We start from the raw sequence: 22,144 nt of genomic DNA, 5'->3' as shown, positions 1-22,144 counted from the left end.
TTAGTCCTCGTTAGTTAGTCAGAAAAACTCTGCTTAATTAACGATGAGCGGTCGCTTTTCACGGTCAAACCCAACTTCGGTTCGCAAAGACACTGTTCTGGCACATAACGCCGCTCCGCCTGTAATTTCTGACAGTTGTGCATTATTTGAATCAGCGCTTGAATGTTTCCTTCATGAAGTCCTCCTCCTCAGCTTCCGGATCAGGTCGACTCGCAAGGAGAAGCGACATGTCCATCCACGCCATTCACAGCGCCCTGGCATTCCGTATCCCTACAGATACGGCCGGCCAACTCGACAGCCGTTTTGCCTGCGCCGGCAAAGCCTGGGTCGATTTCCCCGGCAGCCTGTGGAGCCTGGCCAATGACGTGACCGTCGACAGCCAGGGCCGTTTGCTGGTCGCGGCCAAGGTCGGCCTGGACCACGGCTGCCACTTCGGCCTGGCCCGCCTGCACGCAGACGGCTCGCCGGACCTGAGCTTTGGCACCTTGGGCAGCCGGGTCGGACAATTCGCGCCCGGCCTGGAGTCCACCGGCGGCAAGGTGCTTGCCTTGGCCGATGGACGCATCCTGTTATCGGGCCATGTGTATGAAAGCCTCCACCGCACACTCCCTGCCCTCGCCTTGTTCGATCACCAGGGTCGTCTGGACCCCACGTTCGGCGACCGCGGCGTGCAGGTGGTGCGCCTGTCGGGCAACCTGTCCCTGGGGCTGCGCGACGCTTGGCTGCCTCCTGGCGTACCCGGCGCGGAAGCCTGCGACGTTCAGGTACAAGCCGATGGGCGGATCCTGCTGCTGGCCAATCACCATTTCGAGTTTGCAGATCATGTAGGCGTGCTGATTCGCCTGGAGCCAGACGGCCGCCTGGACACCTCGTTCAATGGCCGGGGATTTGTCATGGTCCGCCACCTACTGCTCAACACTTGGCTGTCCAGCATCCTGGTGCAGCACGATGGCGCGATTGTGGTTGCCGGCTCGATCGACCTGCCCCAAGAAGGTTTACTGGCACGCTTCGACAAGGATGGCCGCCTGGATAGCAGTTTTGCCGAACACGGCTTCCTGAGTTTCCGCGCCCAGGGCCGCAGCGCCCAGGTCAGCCAGGTCGTGCAACACCTGGACGGCCACTTGCAGTGCTTTGGCAGCAGTCGCGACCCGATGCACTGCCTGTCCCTGAAGGTACGTCGCGATGGCCGTCCAGACACGACGAACAACGCCGGCCATGCCCGACTCACGCAGATCGCCAATGTCCCCAGCCAATGGACCGCGGCAACGACCTGCACGGATGGCCGGGTACTCAGCGTGGGCGCCACCATTGGCGGGGTCGAGGCAGATTTCCTGATCGCGCGGCACCTGGCCGACGGCCGCCCGGACCTGGATTTCGGGCAAGGTAACGGCTGGGTTCGCACCCGCCTGGGACATAGCCTGGACACGGCGACCTCAGTGGTGGTGCAGGCGGACGAAGGTATCGTGGTCGGCGGCTACTCGCTGGACGGTCATTATCGGGCCGTGCTGGTGCGCTACCGGGCTTGATCCTGGGCGCTCATGAACAACAATAAAATTCAAGAACTTGATCTTGTCCGAGTGTTACGGCAAGTTGCGCGCTTCTTAATCAAAGGAGCAGCCGATGTCCGGTTCAATGGCCCAGGCGTTTGCGCATAATTTCCTCGGGCATTCGCCGCGCTGGTACAAGGCGAGCATTCTCGCTTTCCTGATACTCAACCCCTTGCTGCTGTGGACTGCAGGCCCGGTAGTCGCTGGATGGTTGCTGGTTGCCGAGTTCATCTTCTGCCTTGCCATGGCGCTCAAGTGCTACCCCTTGATGCCAGGCGGCTTGCTGATGGTCGAGGCGCTGCTGCTGGGCATGACCACGCCCCAGGCGCTGTATGACGAGTTGCAACACAACTTCCCGGTGATCCTGCTGCTGATGTTCATGGTGGCCGGGATTTATTTCATGAAGGACCTGCTGCTGTTCCTGTTTTCCCGGCTGTTGCTGGGCGTTCGCTCCAAGGCCGTACTGGCGCTGCTGTTCTGCTTTCTCTGCGCCTTCCTTTCGGCGTTTCTCGATGCCTTGACCGTGACGGCGGTGATCATCAGCGCGGCCGTGGGGTTTTACTCGGTCTATCACCGCGTCGCCTCGGGCAACGATCCGCGCCAGAACAGTGCGTTCACTGAAGACCACGACCTGCCGGCACTGCACCACGAAGACCTCGAACAGTTTCGCGCCTTCCTGCGCAGCCTGCTGATGCACGGCGCGGTGGGGACCGCCCTGGGTGGTGTGTGCACCCTGGTCGGCGAACCACAGAACCTGCTGATTGGCCATGAAATGGGCTGGCACTTCGCAGAGTTTTTCCTCAAGGTCGCGCCGGTCTCCATGCCGGTAATGGCCGCCGGCCTGGTGACCTGTGTGCTGCTGGAGAAACTGCGCTGGTTCGGTTACGGCACCCTGCTCCCGGACAACGTACGCCGGGTGTTGGCCGACTACGCGGCGCAGGACAACGCTGAACGGACTGCCCGCCAGCGCGCAGCCTTGTTGGTGCAAGGCGCAGCGGCCATGATCCTGATTGTCAGCCTGGCGCTGCACGTGGCTGAAGTGGGTTTGATTGGCCTGATGGTGATTGTGCTGATCACTTCGCTGACCGGGATTACCGATGAGCATCGCCTCGGCAATGCCTTCAAGGACGCCATGCCCTTCACCGCACTGCTGGTGGCGTTTTTTGCCGTGGTGGCGGTGATTCACGACCAGCAACTGTTCACCCCGTTGATCCAGTGGGTGCTGGCCCTGCCTGCCGAGCAGCAACCGGGCATGTTGTTCATCGCCAACGGCCTGTTGTCGGCGATCAGCGACAATGTGTTCGTGGCGACCATCTACATCACCGAGGTCAAGCAGGCGTTCCTCGCCGGCCACATGAGCCGCGAGCACTTCGAGACCCTGGCGATCGCCATCAACACCGGCACCAACCTGCCCAGCGTCGCCACTCCCAACGGTCAGGCCGCGTTCCTGTTCCTTTTGACCTCAGCGGTTGCCCCGCTGATTCGCCTGTCGTACGGGCGCATGGTGTGGATGGCATTGCCCTACACCGTGGTGATGGGTGGACTGGGCTGGTATGCGGTGAGTTACTGGCTGTAGCTTTCGCGGACAAATGCCACGCCCCCTGTAGGCGCGAGTTTGCTCCTACAGGGGGCGTGGCATAGGGGTTAGCCCAGGCTGTGCCACACCCGGCCGTCGCGGGCCAGCAGTTCGTCCGCGGCGCTTGGGCCGTCGGTGCCGGCGGCATAGGCCTGGACGCTGGCATCTTCCTGCCAGGCATCGAGGAAGGGTTGTACCGCACGCCAGCCGTTTTCGATGTTGTCGGCGCGCTGGAACAGGGTCTGGTCGCCGGTCAGGCAATCGTAGATCAAGGTTTCATAGCCCGTGGAGGGCTGCATTTCGAAGAAATCCTTGTAGGCAAACCCCAGTTCGATGTTGGCCATGTCCAGCGCCGGTCCCGGGCGCTTGGCCAACAGGTCGAACCACATGCCTTCATTGGGCTGGATCTGAATTCTGAGGTAAGTCGGTTCGAGTTCATCGACTTCCGTATCGCGAAACTGCGCGTAGGGCGCAGGTTTGAAGCAGATTGCAATTTCCGTGTCACGCACGCTCATGCGCTTGCCGGTGCGCAGGTAGAACGGCACGCCGACCCAACGCCAGTTGTCGATCATCACCTTGAGCGCGACGAAGGTTTCCGTGGTGCTGTCAGGCGCCACCTTCGGCTCCTCGCGATAACCGGCCACCGGCTGGCCGCCGCTGTCTCCCGCGCTGTACTGGCCACGGACCGAATTGGCACGTGCCTCAGCCGTTGACCAGGGACGAATCGCCCCCACCACCTTGGCCTTTTCACCGCGGACCGCATCGGCGCCAAACGCCGCCGGCGGCTCCATGGCAACCATGGCCAACAGCTGGAACAGGTGATTGGGCACCATGTCGCGCAAGGCGCCAGTGTGCTCGTAAAAACTGCCACGGGTTTCAACGCCGACGGTTTCCGCGGCGGTGATCTGTACGTGGTCGATGTAATGATTGTTCCAGAACGCCTCGAACAGGCTGTTGGAAAACCGGCTGACCAGAATGTTCTGCACGGTTTCCTTGCCCAGGTAGTGGTCGATCCGGTAGATCTGCTTTTCCGTCATCACCTTGAGCAGGCACGCATTCAAGGATTCGGCGGTGTGCAGATCGGAACCGAAAGGCTTTTCGATCACCACCCGACGGAAAGCCTCCGGGCCCTCCTCCAGCAGCCCGGCCGAACCGAGTTGGCGCACCACTTCGCTGAAGAAACGCGGCGCGGTGGCCAGGTAGAACACCGCATTGCCTGTGCCGCTCTCGGCGATTTTCGTCGCCAGCGCCTGGTAGGTGCCGGCGTCGAGAAAGTCACCCTGGACGTAGCTGATGCCCTTGGCCAGCTTGGCCCAGAGCGCCGGGTCCAGGGAGTCATGGCCGTTGCCGACCTTGCTCGCCGCCTCGTTGCGGATGAAGTCTTCGAGTTTTTTCGCGAAGTCGACATCGCTGATGGCGTTGTGATCCACCCCGATGATCCGCAAGCCGTCCCCCAACAACCCGTCGCGACTGAGGTTGTACAGCGCTGGCATCAGCAAACGCTTGACCAGGTCGCCATGGGCACCGAACAGAAACAGCGTGGTCGGCGGTGCTGGTTGTGCCTTGGACTTCTTGCGGATCGAGGTCATTTTTTCGGCGTCTCGACGTGGCCACCGAAACCGAAGCGCTGGGCCGAAAGGATCTTGTCACCGTAAACACCCTGCTGGCGCGAGCGATAACGGGAGAACAAGGAACTGGACAACACCGGTACCGGTACCGCCTGCTCCATGGCGGCCTCGATGGTCCAGCGCCCTTCACCGCTGTCAGCGACGGAGCCGGAGTAACCTTCGAGCTTCGGATCGCTGGCCAGCGCATCGGCGGTCAGGTCCAGCAACCAGGACGAAACCACGCTGCCACGACGCCAGACTTCTGCGATATCGGCGACGTTCAGCTCAAAGCGCTGGTCTTCCGGCAGGATTTCCGAGGATTTGGTCTTGAGGATATCGAAGCCTTCGGCAAACGCCTGCATCATCCCGTATTCGATGCCGTTGTGAATCATCTTCACAAAGTGCCCTGAACCAGCAGGGCCGGCGTGGATGTAACCGCGCTCGGCACGGTCATCTTCGGACACCCGGTCCTTGGTCCGCGGGATGTCACCCATGCCCGGGGCCAGCGCCTCGAACAATGGGTCCAAACGTTTCACTTCGTCGGCGTCACCGCCGATCATCATGCAATAACCACGCTCCAGGCCCCACACGCCGCCGGAGGTGCCGACGTCGATGTATTTCAGGCCTTTTTGCGCCAGGGTCTTGGCACGACGGATGTCGTCCTTATAGAAGGTATTGCCGCCGTCGATGATCACGTCACCGGCTTCCAGCAGCTCGCTCAGGGTTTCGATGGTGTCTTCGGTCGGTGCGCCAGCGGGCAGCATGACCCAGACCGCGCGCGGCTTGGCCAGGCCAGCCACCAGTGCGGGCAGGTCGGCAACGCCGGTTGCGCCTTCTTGGGCCAGGGTATCAACGAACGCGGTGTTGCGGTCGTAGACCACAGTGCTATGCCCGTTGAGCATCAGGCGCCGTGCAATGTTGCCGCCCATGCGGCCCAGTCCAATGATCCCTAATTGCATGTGCTGATGCTCCTTACTGCGAAAAAAAGTGTGCCAAAAGTCGATAGCGCCACGAACCAAGTCAAGCTTAGTCCAGGGCGTTGCTACATAGTTTCCGGGCATTTTGCCTGAACTATAGGGATAACGTCCCAAACAATGGCGAAGACACAGGGACAGCGCAAAATAAAAAAGTTCCATTGAGCGGCAAAAGAAATCAAAATCGCCGTCCAAAGTGGCTGCGCACACGCTTTTCCATGCCGGCCACTGTTGTCAGACGCCATTTACGAGGTGAGCAATGGGCACAGTAGTCACCGCACTGCCGACACAAACCCTGTACGTCACCGTTCGTCGTGACGAACTGCGCCAACTCAAGGCCGACCGCGAACAATTGCTCGAACAGGTCGCGCAACTGCGCTTGCAGTTGGCCCAGGTGCAACTGCCAGAGCCTTCAGTGACCCGCTGAAGCTGCCTTGCACCGCGCAAACAAAAACTAACAATTTTTTCACATCCGCCTAGGGATACTTCGCCGTTTTAGTACGCCGCTCGCGCGCGCGTGAACCGTGGATGCCTGGAAACGCTCCAGTCTCCGCGTCATTAATCGGCTGGAGCGCTGAATGGCGATGTTTAAACGCAGCAGTACGCCTGCAAAAGGGTTTGATTGGGCAGGCTTGGGCTGGCTGTTCCTGTTCTTCTGGTATTTTTCCGGCATTACCCAGCTACTGATCCTGTTGACCGGCACCTCGGGGTTCACCGGTTTTCGCCAGGCCTTCGTGATGTCCGCCATCTGGCTCGCGCCGATGCTGCTGTTCCCCGCCCGTACACGCCTGCTCGCGGCGGTGATTGGGGTGGTGCTCTGGGCCTGTTCGATGGCAAGCCTGGGCTACTTCTTCATATACCAGCAGGAGTTCTCGCAAAGCGTCATCTTCATCATGTTCGAGTCGAACGTCTCGGAAGCCGGCGAGTACATGACGCAGTACTTTGCCTGGTGGATGGTGGCTGCGTTCATCGCGCACACCGCTGGAGCCCTGTTCCTCTGGACCCGCCTGCGCCCGGTCTACCTGCCGCGCGGCAAGGCCTTGCTGGCAGCCACGGCAATTCTGGTCGCGGTCATCGGCTACCCGCTGGTCAAACAGACCGCGCGCACCGGCAGCCTGGCCGCCGGCTACGAAAAATTCGAAACCCGGATCGAACCGGCGGTGCCATGGCAGATGCTGGTTGCCTATCGTCGCTACGGCGAAACCCTGGCCAGCATGCAGGGCATGCTCGACAACGCCAGCCAGGTCCCACCGCTGCACAACTTCAAGGACGCGATGGCCGGCCAGCCCGCGACCCTGGTCCTGGTGATCGGTGAGTCGACCAACCGTCAGCGCATGAGCCTGTACGGCTATCCGCGGCAAACCACGCCGGAGCTGGACAAGCTCAAGGACCAACTGGCGGTGTTCGACAACGTCATCACCCCACGCCCCTACACCATTGAAGCGCTGCAACAGGTTCTGACCTTCGCCGACGAAGAGAGCCCGGACCTGTACCTCAAGACGCCGTCGTTGGTCAGTGTGATGAAGCAGGCCGGCTACAAGACCTACTGGATCACCAACCAGCAGACCATGACCAAGCGCAACACCATGCTCACCACCTTCTCCGAGCAGGCGGATGAGCAGGTCTACCTGAACAACAACCGCAACCAGAACGCCCGCCAGTACGATGGCGACGTGCTGGAACCGTTCACCAAGGCCCTGGCCGACAGCGCGCCGCGTAAATTCATCGTGGTGCATCTGCTGGGCACCCACATGAGCTACCAGTACCGCTATCCACCTACCTACGACACCTTCAAGGACCGTCAGGGCGTACCGCCTGGGGTCAGCGACGATCAGTTGCCGACCTACAACAGCTACGACAACGCGGTGCGTTACAACGACTTCGTGGTCTCGAGCCTGATCAAGGACTACGCCAAGACCGATCCGAACGGCTTCCTGCTGTACCTCTCCGACCACGGCGAAGACGTGTTCGACTCGGCGGGCCACAACACCCTGGGTCGCAACGAAGCCAAGCCCACCGCGCCGATGTACACCATTCCGTTCATGGCCTGGGCCTCGCCGAAATGGCGGGCAAACCACGCCTGGGACTTTACCGGCGACTTGCAGCGGCCCTACAGCAGTTCGCACCTGATCCACACCTGGGCTGACCTGGCCGGTTTGAGCTTCGACGAACTGGACCACAGCAAGAGCCTGGTCAGCAACAGCTTCAAGGCGCGCCCGCTGTTGATCGGCAACCCTTACGAACGTGAGCAGAAGGCACTGATCGACTTCAGCCTGATGAAGCCCAAGGCGCCTGCCACGGCCGTCGTGGCTCAATAAGCAAACCCTGCGGGGGCCGGTTCCGGCCCCCGTTTCTGCAGGCCCTGAGCCCACGCAAAATCCCCCTCGAAAAAATTAGATTAATAATTATTCGCAATTAGGCTAAATATCCTGATTCACCTTCGTCTTTGAGCAAACGGAATTTTTCCATCGAAGACAAGGAGTCGGCTGCGATGTTCGCGCCTATTACCCGTTCCATGACCTTGACCCTGGGCCTGTGCAGTCTCGCCCTGTGCCCTTCCGCCCATGCGGACACCGAGCCGGATAAACAGCAGGAGCCTGCCGCCAAGGCGCTCGAACTGGACACCACCAACATCAATGCGGTGGGTCTGGGGACCACCACTGAAAACACCGAGTCCTACACCACCGGTGCAATGAGTACGGCGACCCGGCTCAACCTTTCCATCAAGGAAACCCCGCAGTCGGTCTCGGTGGTCACCCGCCAGCAGATGGACGATTTCAAGCTCACCACGCTTTCCGAAGCCATGAGTCAGACCACCGGCGTGGTCGTCCAGCACAACGACTCCGACCGGGTCAGCTATTCCTCACGCGGCTACTCGATCAACAACTTCCAGATCGATGGCATGCTCAACACCTTCGGGCGCATGAAGTCCGACTCGGATACCATCATCTACGACCGCATCGAAGTGGTTCGCGGCGCCACCGGCCTGACCACCGGCGCGGGCGATCCTTCGGCCACCATCAACATGGTGCGCAAGCGTCCGACCGCCCAATGGGAAGCCAAGACCGGCGTCAGCGGCGGCAGCTATGACGATTACTACAGCTACGTCGATGTCGGTGGCCCGCTGGCGTTCGACGGCCGCCTGCGTGGGCGCAGCGTGCTGGCCTACCGCGACAGCAAATCGTTCCGCGATCACTACCAGCTGCAACGGGAAGTCGGCTACGGGATCCTCGAAGCGGACCTCACCGACGACACCGTGCTGGCGGTCGGTTACGACTACCAGGACAAACAGGTCCAGGGCACGTCCTGGGGCACGGTGCCGTACTGGAAATCCAACGGTGACAAGGCCAACCTGTCGCGCTCGACCAACATGGCGACCAAGTGGAGTTCCTGGCCACTGAAAGACAAGACCGCCTTCGCCAACCTGGACCAGAACCTGGGCAACGGCTGGCACATGAAGGGCGCCTATACCTACCGGGAGAGTGACACCGACGGCAAGGTCTACTACGGCGGTGGCGGCTATCCCAACGACGACCGCAGCGGCATGGTCGCCTACCGCAGCCACATGAAGGGCGAGCAGAAGATGGAAGTCTATGACTTCAACTTCGCCGGCCCCTATCAGTTGCTCGGACGCGAACACGAGTTGATGGTCGGCTACGGTGAAGCCGAGCGCAGCGCGTCCAACCCGTACCTGGTGTCTGCACCGACGCCACCGGGCTACGACAACATTCCTGATTGGAAGTACATGGGCAACATCGGCAAGTTCCGCGACACCGACACCGGTATCGAAGGCTCGAACGACAGCACCAAGCAAAAAGCCGGTTACCTGGCCACCCGCCTGAGCCTGGCCGAAAAGTGGCATGCAGTCCTGGGCAGCCGTTATGGCAGCTGGAAAACCGATAGCAACTACTACAGTTTCAACGACCAGTACCAGCGCACCGGCAACGACCACAGCAGCCAGACCCAAAACGACGTCTTCACCCCCTATGCCGGCTTGCTGTACGACATCACCCCTGAGTACACGGCTTATGTCAGCTACACCGACATCTTCAAGCCGCAGACCGAGCGCGATTCCAGCCGCAAGTACCTGGACCCGATTGTCGGCCAGAACTATGAACTGGGGCTCAAGGGCAGCTTGCTCGATGAGCGCTTGAACGTCGCCACCGCGGTGTTCTGGAGCAAGCAGGACAACGTCGCCGAACTGGATGACTCGGTGCGACCGGACCCGACCACCGGCGAAGACTTCTACAAGTCCGGTGGCAAGGGCAACAAGGTCAACGGCTTCGAGGCCGAGGTATCGGGTGAGGTCATGCCGGGCTGGAACATGACGGCCGGCTACACCTACACCCATTCGAAAAACGGCGAAGGTGAGCGCAACAACACCAACCAGCCGTTGAACATGCTGCGCATCTCGACGGCTTATCGCCTGCCGGGTGAATGGAATGCGCTGACGGTGGGCGGCGCGGTGAACTGGCAGAGCGACATCTACGAATTCGCCAGCCGCCCCGTCGGACGCGACGCCGATGGCGACATCGTGACCAAGGAAACGCGGATCAACCAGAACAACTACTCGGTGGTCAAGCTGATGTCGCGCTACGAGTTCGACAAACACCTCACCGCCTCGTTGAACGTCGACAACCTGTTCGACGAGAAGTACTACGACAACGTCGGCTTCTACAACGGCGTGTTCTGGGGTGACCCACGCACCGTCACCTTGAGCCTGGACTACAAGCTCTGACCCTCAGGAACTGAAGGAGCGCCGTCCGGCGCTCCTTCACGTTACAGCGGCTTGGTCCAGAACAGCATCCGCCCGTGGTCCGGATCGAACATGCCGGGGGCGAAACCAAACTTGTCGTACGCTGCCTGTGCGACGGCGTTGCCTTCCAATACTTCCAGGGTGATCTTGCAGCAGCCACGCTGACGGGCAATTTCCTCGACCTTGAGCAACATCTTCTGACTCAGCCCAAGACCGCGATACTTGCCGACCACCGCAACGTCATGGACGTTGACCAGCGGGCGACAGGCAAAGGTCGAAAAACCCTCGAAGCAATTCACCAGCCCGGCCGGCTCGCCATTGACGAAAGCCAGGACGCTGAATGCATGGGGACGCTTGGCCAATTCGCCGGGTAATTGCTGCAACACGTCGGCCGGCAACGGTGTGCCGCTGCCCATCGGGTCTTGCGCATAGTGGTCCAGCACCACGCCTATGGCTTCGGCATGAGTCGGGTTGCTGTAGCTGGCCTGGAGTACCAGGATGTCTGCGGGTTCCATTTCCTTCCTCGATCTAACGGTAAGCGCTATCCCTGCGGGTATCGCCTGGGGCAATCGACATTAACCTGTGGCGCGCGACCGGACAACCGTGACGGCTGGGGTAGCGTTTCAGGCTGGAGCAAAACGCCGCAACTGCATCTCCTTCAAACGGCTCAAGGTGCGGCGAAAGGCAAATTCCAGGTAACCCTCGGTGTACAACTGATCCATCGGCACCTGTGCTTCCAGATACAGCGGGACCTTGCGGTCATAGCACTCATCGACCAAGGCAATGAAGCGCCGCACGCTGTCGTCGTGGACCGACAACTGCGGCAACTCGCGGTCACCGGCAGCAACACGGGCACTCCCATCTTCGGTGCCGCGGGCAATCCGTCCGGGGCGTTGCTGGGCGCTGAGATTGGGCACTTCGCTGATCAGGATAGCGCTGAAGCGATCACACAGCGCCATGAAATCCATGGCCGCCAACGGTTGCTCGCAGAGGTCGGCATAACGACACCAGAGCACCTTGTCACTGGCCTGGACCACGGCCACCGAACGGTAACCGATGTTCACCGGCGCGCTGGACACCGGCTGGCCGGCGGTCAGCTCGGCGAAGACCTGACTCAACCCCCCGGGCTCACCTGCTTTGCTGACCCAATAACGCTGCAGATTCACCCCCGGATGCAAGCGGTGATCCTCAGCGCCGTCCACCGCCACCACCTGCATATGCGCCTGGATCGCGGCAATCGCCGGGACGAAGCGGTCACGATTAAAACCGTCCGCGTACAGCTGCTCGGGCGGCTGGTTGGACGTGCAGACCAGTACCACGCCTTCCTCGAACATCACCTGGAACAAACGACCGAGAATCAGCGCGTCACCAATATCATTGACGAATAGCTCGTCAAAACACAGCACCCGCACCTCCCGACTCAACTCCCGAGCCAACGCCCGCAGCGGGTCGGCGGTGCCGGTCAGTTGAAACGAACGCTGATGCACCCAGGCCATGAAATGATGAAAATGCTGCCGCCGCGCCGCTACCCGCAAGGTCTGGTAGAACTGATCCATCAACCAGGTCTTGCCCCGCCCCACCGGCCCCCACAGATAAACCCCAGCGATCGGCGCCCGGCCTTGATGCAAAGCCTCGTGACACGCCTGCAACGCCAACACCGCCCGCTCCTGAGCGGCATCGACAACAAAGCCCTGCTGACTGATGGCCGATTGATAAGCGCTGAGAGGAGAATCGAAGGTCATGGGGCCCCGGGGTCAATACGCAAAAACCGAAGTATCGCATGCCCTCACGGATAATCCGCCAGATGCCTTGGTGCAGAGCAAGGACTGCTGCGACAGAGGATTAGGGTATTACCGAAGCAGACGGTGTGGCCAATATCGCCATCGCGAGCAAGCTCGCTCCCACAGGGGTAAGAGCCCTTGGTTACTTGGGGTCGGGCGACGTTCCGTATTCCCAAGTAACCCGCCGTAGTGCGCAACCCTAAGTAGCCATCACCGCAGCAACGGATACACCCACCCAACCCTCCCCACCCAACCAACTTTCGACGCTTTAGTGGCTTGACGCTTCTGGCAGGTCCACCTTTCTGGCATCCTGCGCCTCCATTTTCTGACCTGGCCTTATTGGCACCCTCCCCGTGACCTCATCTGACCACGCAAAAACTGCCCCGCGTTCCGACCTGATTTACGGCCTGTACGACCGTCCCCACTTCACCGCGACCGTGTTTGCCGCACTGCAGCACGTGCTGGCAAGTTTCGTCGGGATCATCACCCCGACCCTGATCATGGGCAGCGCCCTGGGGCTGCAGAGTGAAATCCCCTACCTGATCAGCATGGCCCTGTTCGTTTCCGGCCTCGGCACGTTTGTCCAGGCGCGCCGCTTCGGCCCGGTCGGTTCCGGCCTGCTGTGCCTGCAAGGCACCAGTTTCTCGTTCATCAGCGTGATCCTCAGCGCCGGCTTCATGGTCAAGGCGCGGGGTGGCGGTACCGACGAGATCCTCTCGACGATTTTCGGCGTGTGTTTTTTTGCCGCATTCATCGAGGTGGTGCTGAGCCAGTTCATCGGCAAACTGCGCATGCTGATCACCCCGGTCGTCACCGGCACCATCATCACCCTGATGGGTCTGTCGCTGATCAAGGTCGCCATGACCGACATCGCCGGCGGCTTTGGCGCGGCTGACCTGGGCGGCGCCCACCATCTACTGCTGGCCACCCTGGTGCTGGGCACTATCGTGGTGCTGAACCGGGTAGACGTGCCATTCCTGCGCCTGGGGGCCATCGTCATCGGCCTGACCCTGGGTTACCTGGTGGCCTGGTTGATGGGCGACGTCGACTTCGCCAACATGACCGCCGTGCCCCTGATGAGCGTGCCGGTGCCGTTCAAGTACGGTTTTAACTTCGACTGGGTGGCGTTCATTCCGATCGCGGTGATTTTCCTGGTCTCGCCCCTGGAGGCCGCCGGCGACCTGACGGCCAACTCGATGATCTCGCAACAACCGGTCAAGGGCCCACTGTATATCCGCCGGATCAAGTCCGGACTGTTGGCGGACGGCCTCAACTCGGCGATGGCCGCCGTATTCAACAGCATGCCGATGGTGACCTTCGCCCAGAACAACGGAGTGATCCAGCTGACCGGCGTCGCCAGCCGCTACGTGGCGTTTTTCATTGCCGGCCTGCTGGTGTTGCTGGGGCTGTTCCCGATGATCGGCGCGGTGCTGCAACTGATGCCCAAGCCCGTGCTGGGCGGCGCTGAACTGGTGATGTTCGGCACGGTGGCCGTGGCCGGGATCAAGATCCTCGCCGAGGCCGGGCTGCACCGGCGCAACATGCTGATCGTGGCGATCTCCCTGGGCATGGGCCTGGGCGTGGCGGCCGTACCGGAAGTGCTGCGCGAGTTGCCCAAGGCGTTGCACAACATCTTCGAGTCACCGATCACCGTCGGCGCGTTGTGCGCTATCGTGCTGAATATCTTTTTGCCCGAGGAGTTCATCGAGCTGGAAGAAGACGACTTTGACCCGGAGGCCTCGATTCTCCAGGTCATGGAAAACCCCGACGTCAGCCACTCGGGCGAACCGCTCAAGCCCTCGGCGGTCCCATCCTTGAAGCGCTAATCCGCGGGTGGGTCGAGCCGCTGGCGGTTCGACCCCTGTTGATGAGAGCCCCTACATGCGCCGATTCATCTTTGCCGGCCTTGCCCTGTTGTTGCTCAGCCTGAATGGCTGCGCGCTGTTTCCCGATCGCGACCCGTTGAACGTCAACGTGGTCGGCCTCGAGCCGCTGCCCAGCCAGGGCCTGGAGGTGCGATTCGCAGTCAAGATCCGTCTGCAGAACCCCAACGACAACGCCATCGACTACCACGGCGTGGCCCTGAACCTTGAGGTCAACGGCCAGCCTCTGGCCTCCGGCGTCAGTGACCAGCAAGGCTCGATCCCGCGCTTCAGCGAGGCGCTGATCAGCGTGCCGGTGAGTATTTCGGCGTTCTCGGTGATGCGCCAGACCCTGGGACTGAGCCAGACCCAGTCCCTGGACAACCTGCCCTACGTGCTACGAGGTAAATTAGCGGGCGGCCTGTTCGGCACCCAGCGTTTTGTCGACAGCGGCCAATTGAGCCTGGCCGGCCCAACTGCCGGCGCCCGTTGACGCCGCGCGCCCATCACACCAAGGAGGTGGATTCAGATATGGCCCCATACCCCACGCTGTACACCGAGCGCTTGATCCTGAAACCGCTGGAACTCGCCGATGCCCAGGCGATCCAGCAGCAGTTCGCCCAGTGGGACGTGGTGCGCTACCTCAATGCCCTGGTGCCCTGGCCGTATCCGCCGGACGGTGCCCTGGTCTACCTGCGCGACATCGCCCTGCCGGCGATTACCCGGGGGGAGGAATGGCATTGGTCGATCCGCTTGAAGTCGGCCCCCGAGCAACTGATCGGCAACATCAGCCTGATGGACGAACAGGACAATAACCGTGGTTTCTGGCTGGGCCCTGCGTGGCAGGGCCAGGGGCTGATGGCGCAAGCCTCGGCCGAGGTCACCCGCTACTGGTTCCAGGACCTTGGGCGCGAGCTCATGCGTGTGCCCAAGGCCTCGCCCAACCTGGCGTCACGCCGACTCTCGGAACGCAGCGGCATGCACCTGGTCCGGGTCGACGAAGGCAACTTCGTCGGCGGCCGCTACGCCCAGGAAACCTGGGAAATCACCCGCGAGCAGTGGCAGCGCTTACTTCGCCGCCATTAGGCGATTGACTTCGCTGCGCACCATGTTGGCGTATTCCGGCGGTGACATGGCGTCCAGCTCCGAGCGGACCCATTCGGCCCATTTGCCTTTGCGCTTGGAACGCTCACCGAACAGACGGGCCGCTTCACCTTTGGATTTGCCCAGGTTGCTCTGCCAGAGGTCGAACAGACGGGACTTTTCATCTTCAAGCGCGGCGCGCTCGGCAAGGGGCTTGTCGGCCAGATTGAAGCTCATGGGAGTTACCTGCTGCATAAAATAGGCGACATCTTACACTGTAGGTAGAAATCTCCGGCGATGGATTTACCCAGACCAGGGAGCATCGCAGAAAAAATCTGCAACTTTTACCCGCCGCCTACACTCCATTGTTCACTGTCCCTTTCCCTGCAAGGAGTTACCCGATGGCCCGAAAAACTGCCGCCCAGGCTCAAGAAGAGCAAATCAAGGATCAGGCGTTCAGTGAGCTGCAAGCGCTGATCGAAGAGTCGGAAAAGCTCCTTAAAAGCAGCGCCGCCCTGGTGGGCGAGGAAGCCGAGACCCTGCGCGGGCAAATTGCCCTGAAGCTGCAGCAGGCTCGCGACTCGGTCACCAGCGTGCGCGAACGCACCCAACCGGTGGTCGATGCCACCGAAACCTACATCGGCGGGCACCCTTGGCAAACCGTGGCAATCTCTGCCGGGTTTGGCCTGGTGGTGGGGTTGTTGTTGGGGCGCCGTTGAGCCCCACATCGCTGTAGGAACAACTGGGGTCTGGTGGACGCAGGACTTGTAGGAGCGAGTGCCCGCTTGCGGCTTGCTCGCAATGCACTCAAGGACAACGCGTCCATCCAGCCACTGCACCTCATCGTTGACGACCCTCGCCGGCAAGCCGGCGCCTGCACATCGGCAGGTCAGCCCTCAGCCAGGCTGCGCAACTGCACCAGGGTTTCATCGTCCAGCACGATGCCTGCTGACTCAGCTTTACGCCGCTCGCGATGACGGCGATCACCCGGCAGTCGGTGCAAACCGACGGCATGCATCTGCCGCACCAACTCCTGGCTTCTCTGCGCGAAGTTCTGCCCCGCCGCCTTGCTCGGGTCGATGACGATCAACAACTGCCCGGTCCACGGGGTCTTGGCACCAGGGTGATTGGACCAGTCGAATTCGAACGAAAAATTGCCCCCTGTCAACGCCGCCGCCAGCAACTCGACCATCATCGACAACGCCGAGCCCTTGTGTCCGCCAAACGGCAGCAACGCCCCGCCCTCGAGGATCGCTTTCGGGTCCGTGGTCGGCTGGCCCAGGCTGTCCACCCCCATACCCGGCGGCAAGCGCTCGCCCTTGCGCGCAGCGATCTGCACATCGCCATGGGCAATGGCGCTGGTGGCCAGATCAAAGACAATCGGCTCGTCGTCTGCCCGTGGCGCGGCAAACGCAATGGGGTTGGTGCCAAACAACGGACGGTCGGCGCCGTGGGGCACCACGCACGTCATGCTATTGACCACGCTGAGTGCCACCAGCCCCTCATAGGCAAAGGGCTCGACGTCCGGCCAGAGCGCGGCGAAATGGTGGGAGTTGCGAATCGCCATGACCGCGATCCCGGCACTGCGGGCTTTCTCTACCAGCAATGCGCGGCCAGCAGCCAACGCCGGCTGGGCGAAGCCGTTCTGCGCATCGACCCGCACGAACCCCGAGGCGACATCTTCCACCACCGGCACCGCCTGGCCATTGACCCAGCCGCTTTTAAGCGTCGAGACATACCCCGGAATGCGGAACACCCCATGGCTATGGGCACCATCTCGCTCGGCCCCGGCACAATTGTTGGCCAGCACCGTGGCGACTTCGGGACGGGTGCCGTGGCGCAGAAAAATCCCTTCGAGAAGATTCACCAGTGTTGGGTACGACACCGTATGTGAGGCAGCTTGATCGTGTGACACAGACATCTGAAGCTCCAGGTTTTTTATTGGAGGGGGCAACAGCGCGGGGATCCCGAGGCGCTGATTAAACCCCCCTTGACGCGCCCGCTGTCAACTGTCGAAAGGCGACCCACAGCACACTAACTATCTACCGCGCTGCGCCGTCTCGGCCCACTTAGCCTTGGAGCCTCCCCAGCGACTCACAATCGTCGCGCCCCACCGAGACAAACACCATGACAGACCAGCCCCTACCGCTGTTTTTCCCTGAAGCCCTGCAAGACCTGAAAGTCCTCACCCCAAGGTTACGGGCCCTGGATTTCTCGCTCGCGGACCTGGCCTGGTTGCGCAATGTTGAACTCGCCAGCCACACACACCGTGCCGCGCAGCCTGACCCCATGACCGTCGAATCCATCGCCCTCAGGGTCAAGGACAGCCAGCCAGAGCCCCTGGCCGGCAGCTTCATGCTGCACCCGACACCGGTCGATCAAAAGGCAGTGCTGTACACGCCCTACGGCGGGCTGCAGAAGTTCGACAACCCGGGCGCCGCGATTCAGACGCTACAGGCGTCGCTCAAGGACCCCGGCAAGCGCCTGGAGCTGTTGCGCTTGCTGCCCATCGCCTGGCGTCATTCATGGCCCGACGACAACAGCTTCAGCCTGAGCCATGAGGTCATCGACGAGCCGGTGTTCGAGCACCAGGGGCGACAATTCGCTGCCAGCCAGCGCAACAACCTCAGCCTGATGCGCGAACAACTCGAACAACTGCCCACCTTGAGCCACTTGCTTGAACAGCTACTCGACCGTGAGCTGGGGCGCTCCTTTCCCGGGCTGGACCAACGACAAAGCCGTGTCGAATTCTTCGCGCTCGACCCAGAGGGTGAACGGCGCAAGGTCGATAGCAAACCCTTGACCCAGGCGCTACTGGATTTTTTCCTGCATCGCACATGGCCTGCGGGCCTCAACCGACGGTTTGCCAATCCGCGCCTGGTACCCACTGCCGATGACCCTGCCCCCTGGGAAAACGCCGTCAAGGGCATCGCGCAAGGCCTGGCGCCCTTGTTGGCCGAGCGATTGCGCAGCTATTGGGCAACTGACGCCGGGGTCGTCGGTTCGCGCCTGGCTTTTTTTGCCCAGGCCATGAGTGACAAGGCGCGCCTCGACCTGCTGCGCAAACGCCAGGAGCAAATCCTCAGCCCCGAGCAGCACCAGGTCCTGCTCGCGCTGCTCGAGCGTGGGAACGCCCCCGCCGGCTATGACGCCGACCAGTTGCAAGCCGAAACCGTGCGCGTGTGGGAGCAGCCTGAGCAGTATGTCGAGCCGGCCAGCACACTGCTGCTGAGCAACCGCAACAGCGCTTACCTGTATAGCCAGTCCCAGGGCGTGCAAGTCCTGAGCGACTACGCCCAGCTGAAACAGACCGTGCAACGCATGGTCACCAGCAGCGGCCATGAAGATCAGGTCTACAGCCTGCTGAGCCTGCCGGAGCGCAACCTGCTGCTGCGCCTGGACGAGCCCCAGGTATCCGGCGAACCGGTATTCGGCAACCTGTTCCAGCGCCTGGTGTCGGACATCATCAGCAAGCAACAGCAGAGCATCAGCCACGCACTGGATGTCTTTCGCAACAGTGAAGGGGCTATCGATCTGCCGGCGTTGTTCGATCAGTCACTGGACGTGCGGGCCATGCTCGACAGCGCGTTGCTGGAGCCGGCCGATCAGCAGCGCTGGAGTCTGCGGCCGTTGATCAGCGGTGAACATCACCCCTCCATACGGGCGACGGACAGGGCCGAGCTGCACCTCAAGTCCCTGCAAAGCGTACGAGACTCCCTGGCCGAAAAACTCGCGGCGCTGCCCGCGGACAGCCTGGCACTCCAGCAAACCTTCCTCGAGGGTCTCAAGCCCGACCTCGGCCACGCCATGGCGGTCGGTATTCGCGGCGAAGCTGCTCTGCGCCAACTGCCCCGTACGTTCAGTGCGCATGACAAGGCCATCGTCGACACTGCCCTCAATCCCGATACCCCGACCCGCCGGCAACGCAACGCATTGCGCGGTTTCCGACCCGATGCCTGGTCATTGACCCTGCTCTGCTCGGGTGAGCCCAACCTGATGCCACTGGCCAATTGTTTGCTGCTGACCGAACGCGGCGGCCTGGACCCGTCACACTCGGGACGGGCCATTCTCTGGACGCCGGCACAGGGTCTGGAGGCCTTCGCGTCCATCACCCACGCCCGGCTCGAACTGGACAAGCGCTTGCTGGATGAAGGCGCACGCCTGGAGCTGCTGGAAAACCTCCCGCGTGACCTCTACCGCCCTCATCGCAGCTATACGCTGGGGCCGTTTCGCCTGATTGAAGGCCATGTACTGCAGGAGCGTCAGCAATCGGCGATCAACCACTTCATTGCCGCACGCCGGTTCACCCGCTCACTCGGCCTGCCGGACGCGAGCCTACGCGCGGATTGGCTACGGCATAAATCGTCGCCCACGCCACTCAATCTCGAACATGCCATGCAGATAGCCCGGGGCATCATCACCCAGCGCTCGTTACCGGCCTGGCTCGGCGCGGCCTCTGCGGGACAGATGCAGCAGCATGCCGAATTGCTGGAGCAATTTCGTCTCAGCCTCGAACCAGGCGGTGACTACCTGCATGACGTGCAACCCCTTTCAGGCTACGTCGCCGAGCGCCTCAAGCAACTGCTGCGCGCGCGTTTTCCTGGGGCTGAGCTTGACCCCGATCAAATGCAGGTGACGCCGACACTGGCTTTGAACGGCCCAGTTCAGACACTCACTGAATTCGCTCTCAACCCCACCCATGTGCTGCATAGCGCCGGTTTCGCGATCACCTCGGGCAGTGCCCTGGAGCTCACCGCGCAGGTCACTGCCAGTGAAGTCAGAAAGCTGTTGCTGCAACTGGACATCAAGACCGCCTACCGCGAGCAACTGACCCGGCTCCTCACCGGCAACACCCGTGCGGTCCTCAAGCGCCAGCAACGCTTCGTCCGGCAGTTGCCCTGGCAGTTGCGGCTGCACGCCCACGCCCTGAACCTGCAGGGCAACCTCTCGGAGCAGGGCCTTGCCCTGGTTGAGCAAGTGCTGGAGATGCCGGATGCCCTGGCGCGTGCCAGTGTCAGCGGGGCCAAGGCGATCGTCCGGCCCCTGGAACTGATCGCCACCCAGGGCGCCGCAACCGTCAAGGCCTTGGGTTTGTACCTGATCGGCGAGCACGTCAACGGGCCGCAGGTGCTCTATGCGCCGTACGACAAACACCTGGGTATTACCGAGTACGCCAACACGGCCAGCGTGGTGAGCGCGATCAATCATCCGGGGCCATTGCAGGATCTGTTGCTGCGCCGCTTGCCCGCCCCCCACCAGGCAACCTACCAGAACCTGCTGGGCAGTGGCCCCGACTCCGATATCCAACTCGCCTGCCACCCGATTGAAGGCAACCTGCTGCATCGCTTGTTCGCCGATAACAGCGTTCTGCTGTCACACCTGCTGGGCAGTCATCTGGAGCGCAGTGCAGCAGCGGACTGGGACGCGCTCAAGGCGCTGTTTGCCAAGGGCATGAAGTATGGCGGCGCTTTTTTGCCGGGCAAACTGGCGATTCCCCTGGCGCTCTGGCAAAGCTACACCTCCTTCAAGCAGTCGGCCGAGGCCCTGCAGGATCACCACTGGAAGACCGTGTTGCCGAGCTTTATCAACGGTATCGCGCAACTGGTGAGGCTGGGCAGGTTGTTGCATGTCCCCGTCGGGGTGAGCCGCGACACCAGGGCCATCGACCTCTGTGCGCCCGCGCGGACCCGGCTACAGCCCTTCGAAGCCACGCAACTGGCCCTCTCCGGCGAACGCGCTGCCGACGGCAGCTACCCCATGGCTGTCGGGCAGCACTATGCCCCGGTGGCGGGCAAGGTCTACCCCATCAGCAAGAAAGCCATCGCACCACGCATCGTCGAGACCCAGCGCCAGGGGCCCTACCTGCTGAACCAGGGTACCCAATGGTTGCTGGACCCTGACGTGCATAGTGTTCACTACGGCAAGGCGCTGTCGAAACTGCACAGCAAACTGGTCACCCGGCAGGAGGTACGCCGGCTCATCAACATCGAAGCCCGGGGTATGGAGAAGATCCGCCAACTGTTCCCGGAAAAAGCCAGGCAGATCGTGCAGGCACTCGACCTTGCGCGCTTCTACGCGTTCAACAGCCTGCACAATCTGGCCCAGCTCAAGAGCACCCAGCGCGGCGCACGCCTGGAGGTACTCTTCAAGGAAATGTTTGACGTCGACAGCCTCAATGAAAGCCTGCTTCGGAAAATCAAAGAGGCCATTGTGCCCCTGTGCAAAGCCCTGGTGGATCCGAGCCTGGACTCACTCGACCACGATCGGTTTGTGGTGGGCTCCAACCTCTATCCCACCGAGGGCGTGATCGCGTTTGTCGTCAGTGAAGACGCACAGCGTGCGGTGCATTTCACCGAGCACTTCTTCAACCAGCAACTGGACATGTATGAGGGGGCCTTGACCGAAACATTCGATATCACCGCCCACGCCCAGGCCGCCACTCTGATCCACGAGTTTTCGCACCTGTTTTCCAATACGTATGACTTCGCCACAGTGGAGTCCCGCAGACCCTTCAGTGACCTCATCTCGACCCTCACTCACGCTCACCGCCTGCTCAAGGCCACGCATGAGACGTTCCAGCGTGAAGCGCTGTCCCTGCGCACGCCGGCCGAGGAATTGTTCGCCTACTGGAACCGCGAAGAACAGACGTGGGAAAGTTTTGACGACGCCCTGGAGGCCAGGCAATTGCGCAACGCCGTCAGGTCAGCCACCGGCGCCGCAAACATGCAGGAGGCACGCACGGCGTTCTTCAATCCCGATTCGCCCGATCGACGTACCGACACCATCCTGCGTAATGCCGATTCGGTGGCACGCCTGGTATGTGAAATGGGCCGGCGCCTCGACCCGGTTCCAGGAATGGACGAAAAAGCCATTCATTGATGTTTAATCGCCATGACGGCTGGTCTCGGCGGCCGGTGCTGCTGTCCGACACTGGCACCGGGATGATGGCGGCAAACGC

Annotated in this window: 16 protein-coding genes; 10 read left to right on the top strand and 6 right to left on the bottom strand. The window is 61.6% G+C overall.

Annotation, left to right across the window (positions count from 1 at the left end):
* The first annotated feature begins 227 nt into the window (after window positions 1–227).
* On the top strand, window positions 228–1,526 hold the full coding sequence (locus Q1W70_RS22780) for a hypothetical protein (RefSeq protein ID WP_302098004.1): 1,299 nt from the start codon (window positions 228–230) through the stop codon (window positions 1,524–1,526).
* Window positions 1,527–1,620: 94 nt separating this feature from the next.
* Entirely contained in the window at window positions 1,621–3,123 is a 1,503-nt protein-coding gene (gene nhaB, locus Q1W70_RS22775) for a sodium/proton antiporter NhaB (protein ID WP_182340448.1), read from the top strand.
* Window positions 3,124–3,191: 68 nt separating this feature from the next.
* Here the strand turns inward: nhaB and zwf are convergent, their stop codons facing one another.
* Together zwf and gnd are read right to left on the bottom strand one after the other, a co-directional pair.
* The gene (gene zwf / locus Q1W70_RS22770; RefSeq protein WP_166589529.1) at window positions 3,192–4,712 is read right to left on the bottom strand and encodes a glucose-6-phosphate dehydrogenase; all 1,521 of its coding nucleotides are present in this window, start codon (window positions 4,710–4,712) and stop codon (window positions 3,192–3,194) included.
* The gene (gene gnd, locus Q1W70_RS22765; RefSeq protein ID WP_166589528.1) at window positions 4,709–5,791 is read right to left on the bottom strand and encodes a phosphogluconate dehydrogenase (NAD(+)-dependent, decarboxylating); all 1,083 of its coding nucleotides are present in this window, start codon (window positions 5,789–5,791) and stop codon (window positions 4,709–4,711) included. The genes zwf and gnd overlap by 4 nt, the downstream gene beginning before the upstream one ends.
* Before the next feature lie 172 nt (window positions 5,792–5,963).
* On the opposite strand from gnd, the gene Q1W70_RS22760 reads away from it, so the two are divergent.
* The 3 genes from Q1W70_RS22760 to Q1W70_RS22750 all read left to right on the top strand — a co-directional run bounded on the left by Q1W70_RS22760 (window position 5,964) and on the right by Q1W70_RS22750 (window position 10,442).
* Window positions 5,964–6,131 (top strand): DUF6026 family protein, encoded by a 168-nt coding sequence (locus Q1W70_RS22760; protein WP_166589527.1) that lies wholly within the window; start codon window positions 5,964–5,966, stop codon window positions 6,129–6,131.
* Between the two features lie 151 nt (window positions 6,132–6,282).
* Window positions 6,283–8,022, top strand: a complete 1,740-nt coding sequence (locus Q1W70_RS22755) for a phosphoethanolamine transferase CptA (RefSeq protein ID WP_302098003.1) — start codon at window positions 6,283–6,285, stop codon at window positions 8,020–8,022.
* Window positions 8,023–8,195: 173 nt separating this feature from the next.
* The gene (locus Q1W70_RS22750) at window positions 8,196–10,442 is read left to right on the top strand and encodes a TonB-dependent siderophore receptor (RefSeq protein ID WP_166589525.1); all 2,247 of its coding nucleotides are present in this window, start codon (window positions 8,196–8,198) and stop codon (window positions 10,440–10,442) included.
* A gap of 41 nt (window positions 10,443–10,483) precedes the next feature.
* Here the strand turns inward: Q1W70_RS22750 and Q1W70_RS22745 are convergent, their stop codons facing one another.
* Entirely contained in the window at window positions 10,484–10,975 is a 492-nt protein-coding gene (locus Q1W70_RS22745) for a GNAT family N-acetyltransferase (RefSeq protein ID WP_166589524.1), read from the bottom strand.
* 108 nt (window positions 10,976–11,083) lie between these two features.
* A complete protein-coding gene (gene zapE, locus Q1W70_RS22740) occupies window positions 11,084–12,202 on the bottom strand; it encodes a cell division protein ZapE (protein WP_302098000.1) in 1,119 nt (372 codons plus the stop codon).
* Between the two features lie 392 nt (window positions 12,203–12,594).
* Here zapE and Q1W70_RS22735 point away from each other — a divergent pair, with 392 nt between their 5' ends.
* The 3 genes from Q1W70_RS22735 to Q1W70_RS22725 are packed head-to-tail and all read left to right on the top strand — an operon-like array spanning window position 12,595 to window position 15,189.
* A complete protein-coding gene (locus Q1W70_RS22735) occupies window positions 12,595–14,067 on the top strand; it encodes a nucleobase:cation symporter-2 family protein (protein WP_182340455.1) in 1,473 nt (490 codons plus the stop codon).
* Window positions 14,068–14,122: 55 nt separating this feature from the next.
* Window positions 14,123–14,596, top strand: coding sequence for an LEA/WHy family protein (locus Q1W70_RS22730; protein ID WP_166591662.1), 474 nt, complete (start codon window positions 14,123–14,125; stop codon window positions 14,594–14,596).
* Between the two features lie 38 nt (window positions 14,597–14,634).
* Complete coding sequence (locus Q1W70_RS22725; RefSeq protein WP_302097997.1) at window positions 14,635–15,189, top strand: GNAT family N-acetyltransferase; 555 nt, start codon at window positions 14,635–14,637, stop codon at window positions 15,187–15,189.
* Here the strand turns inward: Q1W70_RS22725 and Q1W70_RS22720 are convergent.
* On the bottom strand, window positions 15,172–15,423 hold the full coding sequence (locus Q1W70_RS22720) for a hypothetical protein (RefSeq protein WP_019690567.1): 252 nt from the start codon (window positions 15,421–15,423) through the stop codon (window positions 15,172–15,174). The two genes, Q1W70_RS22725 and Q1W70_RS22720, sit on opposite strands and share 18 nt — an antisense overlap.
* A 164-nt stretch (window positions 15,424–15,587) precedes the next feature.
* Here Q1W70_RS22720 and Q1W70_RS22715 point away from each other — a divergent pair, with 164 nt between their 5' ends.
* Window positions 15,588–15,905 carry an ElaB/YgaM/YqjD family protein gene (locus tag Q1W70_RS22715; protein WP_166591664.1) on the top strand — a complete coding sequence of 106 codons (318 nt, stop codon included), beginning with the start codon at window positions 15,588–15,590 and terminating at the stop codon, window positions 15,903–15,905.
* 170 nt (window positions 15,906–16,075) lie between these two features.
* On the opposite strand, the gene Q1W70_RS22710 is transcribed toward Q1W70_RS22715, so the two are convergent.
* The gene (locus tag Q1W70_RS22710) at window positions 16,076–17,107 is read right to left on the bottom strand and encodes an Ldh family oxidoreductase (RefSeq protein ID WP_182340457.1); all 1,032 of its coding nucleotides are present in this window, start codon (window positions 17,105–17,107) and stop codon (window positions 16,076–16,078) included.
* A gap of 206 nt (window positions 17,108–17,313) precedes the next feature.
* Between Q1W70_RS22710 and Q1W70_RS22705 the strand changes: the two genes are divergently transcribed.
* Window positions 17,314–22,065 carry a dermonecrotic toxin domain-containing protein gene (locus Q1W70_RS22705; protein ID WP_302097993.1) on the top strand — a complete coding sequence of 1,584 codons (4,752 nt, stop codon included), beginning with the start codon at window positions 17,314–17,316 and terminating at the stop codon, window positions 22,063–22,065.
* Window positions 22,066–22,144 lie beyond the last annotated feature (79 nt).

The sequence above is a fragment of the Pseudomonas kielensis genome (assembly GCF_030505375.1).
In the GTDB taxonomy this organism is placed as follows: domain Bacteria; phylum Pseudomonadota; class Gammaproteobacteria; order Pseudomonadales; family Pseudomonadaceae; genus Aquipseudomonas; species Aquipseudomonas kielensis.
Note: the sequence above shows the minus strand (reverse complement) of the source record. Positions and strands in the feature narration are given on the sequence as shown.